The sequence below is a fragment of the Oscillibacter sp. genome, from assembly GCF_032060045.1.
GTDB lineage: Bacteria > Bacillota > Clostridia > Oscillospirales > Oscillospiraceae > Oscillibacter.
Window position 1 is genome coordinate 8,625 of record NZ_DAMBZJ010000006.1, and the last position, 10,319, is coordinate 18,943.

At 56.6% G+C, this 10,319-nt stretch carries 10 protein-coding genes; 4 read left to right on the forward strand and 6 right to left on the reverse strand.

All coding sequences use genetic code 11. The annotated features are described in order from the left end of the window. Positions 1 to 114: 114 nt before the first annotated feature. Both RT018_RS03760 and RT018_RS03765 read right to left on the reverse strand, forming a co-directional pair. Positions 115 to 486: a VOC family protein gene (locus RT018_RS03760; protein ID WP_312939432.1), complete on the reverse strand. Its 372-nt coding sequence runs from the start codon at positions 484 to 486 to the stop codon at positions 115 to 117. A gap of 39 nt (positions 487 to 525) precedes the next feature. Further along, positions 526 to 1,806: a DUF1015 domain-containing protein gene (locus RT018_RS03765; protein ID WP_312939433.1), complete on the reverse strand. Its 1,281-nt coding sequence runs from the start codon at positions 1,804 to 1,806 to the stop codon at positions 526 to 528. 192 nt (positions 1,807 to 1,998) lie between these two features. Between RT018_RS03765 and RT018_RS03770 the strand changes: the two genes are divergently transcribed. Both RT018_RS03770 and pyk read left to right on the forward strand, forming a co-directional pair. After that, the gene (locus tag RT018_RS03770; protein WP_293010360.1) at positions 1,999 to 2,214 is read left to right on the forward strand and encodes a DUF378 domain-containing protein; all 216 of its coding nucleotides are present in this window, start codon (positions 1,999 to 2,001) and stop codon (positions 2,212 to 2,214) included. 443 nt (positions 2,215 to 2,657) lie between these two features. Beyond that, positions 2,658 to 4,400: a pyruvate kinase gene (gene pyk, locus RT018_RS03775; protein ID WP_312939434.1), complete on the forward strand. Its 1,743-nt coding sequence runs from the start codon at positions 2,658 to 2,660 to the stop codon at positions 4,398 to 4,400. 172 nt (positions 4,401 to 4,572) lie between these two features. Here pyk and lgt read toward each other — a convergent pair whose 3' ends face one another. The 4 genes from lgt to RT018_RS03795 all read right to left on the reverse strand — a co-directional run bounded on the left by lgt (position 4,573) and on the right by RT018_RS03795 (position 9,477). Continuing rightward, positions 4,573 to 5,685: a prolipoprotein diacylglyceryl transferase gene (gene lgt, locus RT018_RS03780; RefSeq protein WP_312939435.1), complete on the reverse strand. Its 1,113-nt coding sequence runs from the start codon at positions 5,683 to 5,685 to the stop codon at positions 4,573 to 4,575. Between the two features lie 24 nt (positions 5,686 to 5,709). Beyond that, positions 5,710 to 6,975 (reverse strand): EF-P 5-aminopentanol modification-associated protein YfmH, encoded by a 1,266-nt coding sequence (yfmH, locus tag RT018_RS03785; RefSeq protein WP_312939437.1) that lies wholly within the window; start codon positions 6,973 to 6,975, stop codon positions 5,710 to 5,712. Next, positions 6,972 to 8,240: an EF-P 5-aminopentanol modification-associated protein YfmF gene (gene yfmF, locus RT018_RS03790; protein ID WP_312939438.1), complete on the reverse strand. Its 1,269-nt coding sequence runs from the start codon at positions 8,238 to 8,240 to the stop codon at positions 6,972 to 6,974. Before yfmF ends, yfmH begins: the two co-directional genes overlap by 4 nt. A 286-nt stretch (positions 8,241 to 8,526) precedes the next feature. Further along, complete coding sequence (locus RT018_RS03795) at positions 8,527 to 9,477, reverse strand: dipeptidase (protein WP_312939439.1); 951 nt, start codon at positions 9,475 to 9,477, stop codon at positions 8,527 to 8,529. Positions 9,478 to 9,682: 205 nt separating this feature from the next. Between RT018_RS03795 and ylxM the strand changes: the two genes are divergently transcribed. Further along, positions 9,683 to 10,045, forward strand: coding sequence for a YlxM family DNA-binding protein (gene ylxM, locus RT018_RS03800; RefSeq protein ID WP_312939441.1), 363 nt, complete (start codon positions 9,683 to 9,685; stop codon positions 10,043 to 10,045). Between the two features lie 3 nt (positions 10,046 to 10,048). Then, a partial coding sequence (locus RT018_RS03805; protein ID WP_312939442.1) for a signal recognition particle receptor subunit alpha occupies positions 10,049 to 10,319 on the forward strand: 271 nt, incomplete at its 3' end.

Genomic DNA, 10,319 nt, shown 5'->3' on the forward strand with positions numbered 1-10,319 from the left:
GCAAAATAATCATATACGTCGGCGAGATAGCAATGGTCACCCATGGCCGACCGCTCGACGCGCAGCGCATCGGGCAGCATTTCGCGCGTACACGCAGTCACCCGATATGCCATATTACCCGCGCCTCGGCACAAGCTCGATCCAATATCCATCCGGGTCTTGAATGAAGTAAATCCCCATCTTGGTATTTTCAAAGCAGATGCAGCCCATCTTTTCGTGGCGCGCGTGCTCCGCCTCGTAATCGTCGGCCCGCAGGGCCAGATGGAATTCGCATTCCCCCAAGTCGTACTTCTGGGGATGGTCCCGCAGCCAAGTCAGCTCCAACCGAAAATCCGTCTTCCCGTCTCCCAGAAACACGATGATGTAACTCCCGTCGGCCGCCTCCTTGCGGTTTCCCACCGGTGTCAGATCCAACGCTTCCTTGTAAAATGCCAGGGATTTGTCCAAGTCGGACACATTGAAATTAAAATGATTAAAGCTTAGCATTGCCTCTCCCCTTTAAACGGCCTGTCGTTTGCGCCGCAGTTATTGAATTGCTCTTGCCTCCACATAATAGCGCTTATCCTGCGCGTGACCCATGGAAAACGTCTTCCGGGGCAGCACGCCGTCGGCCATCACGGTTTTGAACAGTTGCTCCTTGCCCATGGCGGGCAGCTTAAAGCCGATGTTGCCGGGCTTCGCGCCCAGCTCATCCGTCACCTCGTCGCCGTGGATATAGTCCACCTCGCCGCCGTTGTCTTTCAGATACTCGTCGATGAACGCCTGAAGCGTCCCCACTGCAAGCTGGACCTTGGGGTCCGGCACAGTGAGAAAGCCCTTGCCACCCGCCCATGTATAGGCAATGGTGTGGCCCTCACCCTCGCCCTCATGGGCAGAGGGATAAAACGCCTTAAAGGCGGCCAGCAGCTTCTCCGCGTCCACATCAAATACCACCCGATGAATCGGCTCGAACTTCAGTGCGTCATCGTGGTTGTTCACAACCTCCACCAGCGCATACCGCTCCGGCAGAGTGGCCCACTGCTCCTTGGGCGTGACCTTCTTCTTATTTTCATAGCAGGTCTTCGCCGTGGCAAGAGAGTGATTCCCGTCGCCCACCGCAAACAGGAGGGGGGCAGCATCCTTCATACCGTATTTTCGCTCCATCTGCTCGGGGGCGCACAGGGCCGTCAGCGCGTCCGCCACGGCAGCGGTCTGGGCCTCGGTCAATTTCCAGCCAATCAGATGCCCGCCGCCCTGCTGCAAGTCGAAATCATAAAGCTTCTCCATGGCGCCGCTCTGACCACCCAGCGGCTCAATCACCGTGCCGTCGGGATCGTCGATCAGCAGCATCACATGGGGCAGCTCCACCGGCGCGTCCTGCCGCACCTTCACCCGGGGCGGAATGCGGGAGAGAACGGTTCCCTCCGTGGCGCGGATCAGTGCGCCGGAGCCGGGTGTGTAATCATACTGGTCCAAATCCACCATGCCCACCAGGCCATGGCGAACTTTCCCGTCAGACTGTGTACGCTCCATATAGATAAGAGACGCGGGCAAGGTTTTAAAAACGCCACCCTCCACATATTTCCGCATGGACGCATTGATGTCCGCAATGTGCGTCTCCACGGCGGGGTCGTTCAGCTTGGCCTCCGGCAGAATCAGGCGCAGGGTAGAGGGCGCTTCGCCCACAGTCTGCTCCACTGCTTCCCAGTACTCTGGCTGAGAGGTAAACTGGTCGCAGGCCACCACGGCCCATTTTTCCATATCTGCGCTTGCGGGAAGCAGGATATCCGCAGGATAGAAGCCCAGGCGATTGAATTTCTCGTTCATGTGAGTCTCCTTTTCCAAATTTGCAAATTTTTCCGGCGCACTGCGCCGCGATGCTTGTCTTCTCAGTATACTATACTCCGCCGTCGGATTCAACGGGGGGCGGAAATTTTTATGCCAGCGGGTATGATTCTTCGCGCTTTGGGGCATACTCCACCCAAACCCCGGATAATCAGTTTTTAGGAGGTATGTTTTATGGTAATCGACAAGATTGCACTGGTGCTCGCCATTATTGGCGCGCTGAACTGGGGCGGCGTCGGCCTGTTTGGCTTCGACACGGTAGCCTTCCTCTGCGGAGGACAGATGGCCGCCCTTTCCCGCATCATTTATGCGCTGGTCGGCCTGGCAGGTCTGTGGTGCATCACGCTGCTTTTCCAAAGAGGCGAGGAGCGCAGAACCCACGTGGCGTAATCGCAAAATTCCCGCAATCCTTGCAAACGCACGAACGGATCATCAACCATGGTCCGTTCGTGCGTTTGTGGTCCAGAAGTAGTTTTCCACCTACACCGCAAAAACAATTCATTTTTTTGCCGCCGAACTGCGCACCTATGGAAACTTTAAAACTGGCTGGGAATGTAAATTTTCCGGCTCGTTTGTCGTTTGCCTTTTCGTTCGGCTGCGCCCAAGAATCGCGCCGCTTCGCCGCGTCTGCTTTTTTACCGAAACCGCCCACTTGCGTGGATATCCGGTTGCTCAAGAGCCGCAAAACAAGAAACATCCGTAATTTTTTTACACAGCGCATCCCCTTTTATTTACATAAAATACGGAATTCCCCCTTGCCACAGCGACGAAATCGTTTATAATAGAATCATAATCTGTATTTTAGGTTGCTTCCATGAAACAAGGAGGTTTATATGCGAAAGACAAAAATTGTATGTACTCTGGGCCCCGCCACCGATCAGGAGGAAACGCTCCGTGCCATGTTGGAGGCCGGACTGAATGTGGCCCGGTTCAACTTTTCCCACGGCACCCATGCCGAGCACAAGGCGCGGTTGGATATGGTAAAAAAGCTTCGTCAGGAGCTGAATCTGCCCGTGGCCACCATGCTGGATACCAAAGGCCCCGAAATTCGCCTGCGGGATTTTAAGGACGGCCGCGTCCAGTTGCAAACCGGGCAGGAATTTACCCTCACCACCCGCGATATTCTTGGGGACGAGCATATCTGCGCCGTTACCTATCGGGACCTTCCCAGTGACGTGGTTTCCGGAGGCTCGATTTTACTGGATGATGGGTTGATCCGCCTCACGGTGCAGGAAATCCGGGGCGAGGACATCGTCTGCCGGGTGGAAAACAGCGGAAGCGTCAAAAACCACAAGGGCGTCAACGTCCCTGGTGTGCGTCTTTCCATGCCGTACCTCAGCCAGCGGGACCGGGAGGATATCCTCTTCGGCGTGGAGCAGGATTTTGACTTCATCTCCGCCAGCTTCGTCCGCAGTGCCGCGGACGTGACGGACTTGCTCCACCTTCTCAGCGCCTCTGGATCTTCCATTCGTATTATTGCAAAAATTGAAAATCAGGAGGGCGTGGACAACCTCTCCGAAATCCTTTCCGTGGCGGACGGGATAATGGTGGCTCGGGGCGACATGGGCGTGGAGATTGACTTCACGGAAATTCCCATTATCCAAAAGGACATCATCGCCCAGTGCGCCGCCGCCGGAAAGCCCGTCATTACCGCCACCCAGATGCTGGACTCCATGATGGAAAATCCCCGCCCCACCCGCGCGGAAATCACCGATGTGGCCAACGCAATTTACGACGGCACCTCCGCCATCATGCTCTCCGGGGAAACAGCCGCGGGCAAATACCCATTGGACGCGGTAAAGACCATGAATGCCATCGCCCTGCGCACGGAGTCCGACATTAACTATCCCAAACGAATGCGCAGCGCCGCTGGGGACCACCGCCTCTCCATCGCCGCCGCCACGGCCCACGCCGCCTGCACCACCGCCGACGACGTGGGGGCGGACGCCATCATCACCGTCAGTCAGCGAGGCACCACCGCCCGGCTGGTCAGCCGCTTCCGCCCTGCCACTCCGGTGATTGCCTGCCTGCTGGACGAACGCGTGCAGCGCCACATGGCCCTGAGCTGGGGTGTCATCCCTATTTTGATGCAGGTCGCCGGAGACTCCGACGAACTAGTGGACTTTGCCGTGGAGTCCGCCAAAGCCGCCGGGCTTATCCAGCAGGGCTCTTTGGTGGTAGTTACCGCAGGCGTTCCCGTGGGCATTCCCGGCACCACCAATATGATCCGGGTGCATCTGGTGGGCGGCGCGCTGTTCACCGCTGTGGGCGTTGGCCGTGGAAAAGCCTCTGGCCCCCTGTGCGTGTGCCGCACGCCAGACGAGGTCGCAGAAAAGGCCCGTCCGGGCTGCGTGCTGGTGGTCCCCTTCACCACCAACGATATGCTCCCCGTCATGCGCACCTGTGCTGCCGTCATCAGTGAGGAATCCGGCGCCAACAGCCACGCCGCCACCGTGGGTCTTGCTATGGACAAGCCGGTCATCGTAGGCGCGGGCGGGGCCACCCGTATCCTCACCGATGGGATGCAGGTAAGTGTAGACTGCGCCCACGGTACAGTGCAGCGTCTTCCCGGATAAGCATTCTTGAAAACGGGGTCCTGCGTGATCATTGCAGCGGAAGCTCTCACCTGCGGACACCATAAAATAAGGGCACGGGGAATTCAATTCCCCGTGCCCTCACTTTTTTGATTTTACCGACTTATAAAGCAAGAAAAGATTTCTTTCCTTTGCTGTGCAAAGCTATTGCAGCTCAGGACTTTTCCTTTTCCGAAACCACGTCAGCGGGCACTTCTTCCCCGCCGTCATCCGACACGGACGTTTCCGCTTCCGGCTCATAATCGTTTTCCTTCGAAGCCGCCGTCTCCGTCCCGAAGTCGTTCTCCTCTGTATGGAAAGCTTCCGCTTCAGGCGCAGAAACATTTTCCTCTGTCCCGGCCCCCTCCGTTTCCGCTTCGGAAGCGGAGGGCAGAGCGGCCCGCTCCATCTGCCGGACCCACAAATCACTGCCATCCTTTTTCCGAATCACGATGTTATAGAACAGCACCGCCCCAGCGCACACCGCCAGCACCATGCTCAGCGCCTGGGAAACGCGGATCGGCTCGCCAAAAATCGTCCAGTCAAAGAGGTAAAGGCTGTCCGTCCGCAGCCCTTCAATCCATGCGCGCCCAAGGCCGTACCACAGGAAATAGAAGCAGGCGCTCTCTCCGTCAAACCGGCGGGCTTTGCTGACGATAAACAGCACCAGCAACAACCCCACCAGATTCCAAAGGCTCTCGTAGAGGAACGTGGGATGCACCTCCACGGTCTGGTACTTACTCACCCAGAGCTGCATCCGCCAAGGAAGGTCCGTGGCCGCTCCAAAGGCTTCCCGGTTAATAAAGTTCCCCCAGCGCCCGATGCTCTGGCCCAAAAACAAGCCCATGACGCAAAGGTCCACCATAGCGGCAAACTTCAGCTTTTTGATTCTGCAATAGACATAGGCCACCAGAATACCCACAATCACCGTGCCGTAGATGGCAATGCCGCCGTCCCACACGGCCAGCATCCGAAGCCAGTCGAATCCGCCGTCCGCATTGCGGTACAAATCCAGATAAAAAATCACATAGTAAATGCGAGAGCCAATGATGCAAAGGGGCGTGGCCCAAAGAATCATGTCCAGCACGTTGTCCTCGGTCAGGCCAAACCGCTTTGCCTGCTTCATGCAAAGGTACAGCCCCGCCAGCAGACCCAGCGCCAAAATAATACCATACCAGTAAATTCCATGCCCGATATGAATGGCCATGGGATCGGGATTGATCTCAAACCCGCCGAACAATCCCGGAAACCCGATGGGCATATCACTCAGTGCTTTTAAATTCGTCAAAGCTGAAACTTCCTTTCGCCCGCCTCATTTGGGCAGAATCACGGACATGGCCGCGCGGTCCTCCGTCAGCTGGTCCTTTATAAAGGCTCGCACGTCTTCCTCGGTGATGCCGTCAAAGGCCTCCGGGAACCGCAGCGCGTCATAGCCTGTGAAATGCCCCTCGGTCAGTGACACGGCAATGCTCTCAAAGGAGTTCATGCTCCGCAGCATCGTGCCGAAGGCCGCCTTGCGCACCCGCTCGTAAAAGTCATGATCCAGTCCCTCCGTCGCAAGGCGACGGGCCTCTTTTTTAATCTCTGCGGCCACTGCATTCACATCCCGGCTGTCGCCGCCCGCGTAAAAATACGCCGTGTCCGGCATCATCTCGAATGTGCCCCCGAAGCTGGCGTTAATCAGGCCCTGCTCATACAGCCGCTGATACAGCGGACTGGAGTCCCCCAGCAGCAGGTCGCTTGCCATGCCGCCAATTAGGCTGCGCCGAAGGAAATCCTCTCCCGGAGGCGTAGGCGTGCACTTAAAGCCCAGCAGGAATTGAGGCATGGATACCTCCATTTTCCGGCTGACCTCCCGCTGCACAACGCCCGCAGGCTCCTCTCCGTGATCCCGTGGAATAACAGGACCGCTCTCCTTCGGCAGAATGGATGCGGCAATTTCCTTCACACGCTCCGCATCCACGTTTCCCACCACCGTCAAAATCATATTCCCCGGTGTGTAGAACGCCTTGTGGCAGTCATACAGCGTCTTGGCGGTAATCTCACGAATGCTCTCCACGCTGCCAGCGATGTGGGTTTTTGCGGTGTTTCTGTGATACAACGCCCCCATCATTCCAGCATAGACCTGCCAGTCCGGGTTGTCCTCAATCATCCGGATTTCCTGAGAGATAATGCCCTGCTCCTTTTCAACGCTCTCGTCCGTAAAATAAGGAATCGAGACAAAGGATAGCAGAATTTTTAGGTTCTCCTCAAACTTCTCCGTGGAGTCGAAGTAATACCCCGTCATGGCGTTGGAGGTAAACGCGTTGGGTTCCGCCCCGTTTTTCGCCAAATCCTGGAGCGCGTTACCCTCCTCGGTGTCAAACATTTTGTGCTCCAGATAGTGGGCGATACCCGCAGGAGTGTCTATCCACGTGCCATTCAATTGAAAGCGGGTGTCCATCCCGCCATATCGTGTGGCAAAGAAGGCATAGCTCTTGGCGAAGTCCGGCTTGTATACCACGTTGATCGGCAAGCCGTTGGGAAGAACCTCCCGGTAAACGGTTTCGCCAATCCGCTGATAAAGCTCCTTTTTCATGCTCCGGCCTCCTCTCCCTTAAGAAAATATACGGTGTCCAGTGACACGGACCCCATGGCCGCTCGAATGCGCTCCGGCGTCACGGCGCGAACGCCTGCCGCCAGATCCTCTGGCGTATCCTCCCGGCCGGAGGCCATCCGCCCCAGCCAGAAATTCTCCAGCTTGCCCTGGGAATCCCCAATGGTGGCATAGGCATTGCACAGTGTGCTGCGCGCACCCTCCAGTTCCCAGTCGTCCAGTGCGCCGTCCTGCACAGCTTTGAGCTGAATCAAAATCTCGCCGTAAGCCCGCTGGAGATTTTCAAATTCAATGCCAGAGGATACAGTGATCACACCCTTTTCCCTGTGAAGCTGAGACGAGGCGTAATAGCAAAGAGACAGCTTTTCCCGCACGTTCATAAACAGCTTGGAATTGCTGCTTCCGCCAAACAGTGTGTTACCCATCAGCAGCGCGGAAAAATCATCGCTGGCACAGGCAAAGCCCATGCCCAGCTTTCCCTGAGTCACATCCATGGCGTCGGTAATGCGCAGGGCCTCGGGCCTTGCCGGGTGGCGCAGGGTCTTGGGCAGCGGAGTCACCGTCGTGCGGGGAAGGACGGACAGCGCCTCGGAAAGCGCGTCCGCAACCCGGGCAGGTTCCGCGCCGCCGCAGTAAAACAGCTCCAGCGGAGCGGCGGAAATCATCTTGAGATAAGCTCCATACACCTGCTCTCCTGTCAGCGTCTCCGCCGTCTTTTCGTCTCCGAATCGACTGACGCCGTAAGCCTCTCCGGCGCACATCTCCTGTAAGAGCCGCAGGTCGGCATAATCCCGCTTATCATTGAGAATGCTGCGGATCGCGTCCACCAGATTTGTCCGTTCACTGTCCACATACTCGGGAAGGAATCTGCCGTTTTTCATGGCCGGGTCGCAGATCACCCGCCCCAGTAGCTCCGCCACCGGTTCTAAAAGCTTCTCTCCGCCGGGCGTAAACGCGTCGTCGATCAGGCTGGCCACAAAGCCCACGCATTGGCACTCGCCTTTTTTGCGCACCGTGTAGTCAAGCTCCGCTCCGTACAGCCTGTCCAGTTCCGCTCCCAGTGTACCCATGTCCGGGAACCGGGCGCAGCCCCTGCGCAGCACTGCCGGCAGCAGCGCTTGCACCGCCGCCGTCTCCTCCCGAATGGGGGTCATGAACTGGGCAGAAAGTAAATCGGTCTTAAATTTCCGCGCAGGCATACAGGTGAGGTGCACTCCCTCCGCAAGCTTTGTTCTGGTTTCTTTCAATTTCAGGCTCCTTCCTGTCGTTTCAAATGAAAATAGTATACCACAGGCCCGGTGGGTTATTGTGGCATTTATGTTAAATCGTGTCGGTTTTTACCATAAATGTTCTGCCGTGATTGCAAAAATCGCACGATAGACCAAGCCATACTCCACCGTCCCCACAAAGCCGGGAACAAACCGGCGATACACAAGGTATCCCGGCTGTTACTCGGCTAGTATAGCGTATTCTCTCCGTAAATTCAAACTCTATTTTGGCCCGTTTTGGAAAATATAAGTCCCACCCGCTTTTTTATCCCACGCATCGGTGAAGCACCTTCAAATAATTCCCCCGCGCCACCTTCTCCAGCTCCTCTTGGTTCAGGCCCAGTCGCTTCAGGCACACAAAGAAATTTGGGATCTGCGCCGCGTCTTCCAGTCCCGGCGTACGCGGTTCGTCCTCCTCTCCCTCCAGAAACTCACAAAAGTCAAACCCGCAGCCAACGTGGTCAATCCCCATCACCTCAATCATGTGGGCGGCGTGAAGCGCCAGCGTCTCCACCGTCTGTTTTTCGGTGTCGGCATGAACAAAGTCGTGAAAGACATTTACCCCCACCACGCCTCCCGCATCGCGGATGGCGCGGAGCTGTTCGTCCGTCAAATTCCGGGGCACATCACACAGCGCCCGGCAATTGGAGTGGGAGGCAACAAAGGGCGCAGCCGTCAGCTTTGCCACATCCCAAAACCCCGCTTCGTTCAGGTGGGACACGTCCAGCAGCATTCGCTTTTCCTGCAAGCGCCGCACCGCCTGCTTCCCCAGCTCGGTCAGCCCGTAATCTTCGCCGGACAGTGCCCCCGCGCCCAGCGCGTTGGCCTCGTTCCATGTCAGCATGGCGTGCCGCGCACCCAATTCGTAATATGTGTCAATCCACGCCGGATCTTCCCCCGCACAGGCCATCCCCTCCACGCCGATCAATATGTAAAAAATGCCTTCCTGCTGCGCTTTCATCACTTCCTCCTCGTTGTGAACAATTTGAAACACCGTGGATTCCGCGATTTCTGCCTGAATGCAGTCCATCATCTGCCGGGTGCGCTCCGCGTGGTTTGCATCGTAGGGTGGGTCCACCCAGATAGCAAAAATGCCGCCCTCAACGCAGCCTTTTTTCAGCCGGTCCAGATGGTGCTTGCAAAAAACGTCTCTTTCCCCCCGCAGCCGCCGTACCGTCACGTCGGTCCAGATATCGGAATGCGCGTCAAAAACCATAATGTCCTCCTTTTTTTATCACGCCAGAGCGCCCTTTCAGACAGCCCGACGTCCATTGCCGCTCGGTCTTTCTAGCAAGTCCTTTTTTCAGGACTTATGAAATTTTCTTCCCTTTTTCCCTTGACTTTTTCCTTATATTCCTGTAAACTGAATATCGTTGTAAAGTTATATAGCTTTACAAGTATTCGGTAAGGGGGCGTTTTCTTTGAAAAATCAAACCTATCGCATGACCATGCTCTACGATTTTTATGGGGAGTTGCTCACTGCCCGGCAACGTGAATTTTTTGACTACTATTATAATAACGACCTTTCTTTGTCGGAGATTGCGGAAAACGCAGGCATTTCCCGTCAGGGTGTCCGGGACGTGATTGTCCGGGCGGAAGGCGTGATGCAGGAGATTGAGGACAAAACGGGCCTGATCCGCCGGTTCGAGCAGCTTCGCGCGCAGGTGGACGGGCTTTGTGCCGCCGCTGCGGAAATTAAGGCGCTGAACCGCCGGTACGAGGATCCCCGTCTTGGGGAGCTGGCAGATACCGTGGCGGTTGCGGCCGATGCGCTCAGGGAGTAAACGATGGCATTTGAAGGACTCACCGAAAAATTAAACGCCGCCTTTAAACGGCTACGAGGCAAGGGCCGCCTGTCGGAGGCTGACGTGAAGGAAGCCATGCGGGAAGTTCGTCTGGCTCTTCTGGAAGCCGACGTAAGCTACAAGGTAGTCAAGGACTTTGTTGGAAAGATCACGGAACGGGCCATCGGCAGCGACGTACTGGACAGCCTGACTCCGGCCCAACAGGTCATTAAAATTGTAAATGAAGAGCTCACCGCCCTGATGGGCGGCACGG

Bases quoted from the DNA above. Each gene is read 5' to 3' on its own strand.
- yfmH (WP_312939437.1), bottom strand. From the start codon at position 6,975: ATGAAAAAGGAGCTTTATCAGCGGATTGGCGAAACCGTTTACCGGGAG.
- RT018_RS03795 (WP_312939439.1), bottom strand. From the start codon at position 9,477: ATGGTTTTTGACGCGCATTCCGATATCTGGACCGACGTGACGGTACGG.
- pyk (WP_312939434.1), top strand. From the start codon at position 2,658: ATGCGAAAGACAAAAATTGTATGTACTCTGGGCCCCGCCACCGATCAG.
- RT018_RS03765 (WP_312939433.1), bottom strand. From the start codon at position 1,806: ATGAACGAGAAATTCAATCGCCTGGGCTTCTATCCTGCGGATATCCTG.
- RT018_RS03760 (WP_312939432.1), bottom strand. From the start codon at position 486: ATGCTAAGCTTTAATCATTTTAATTTCAATGTGTCCGACTTGGACAAA.
- RT018_RS03770 (WP_293010360.1), top strand. From the start codon at position 1,999: ATGGTAATCGACAAGATTGCACTGGTGCTCGCCATTATTGGCGCGCTG.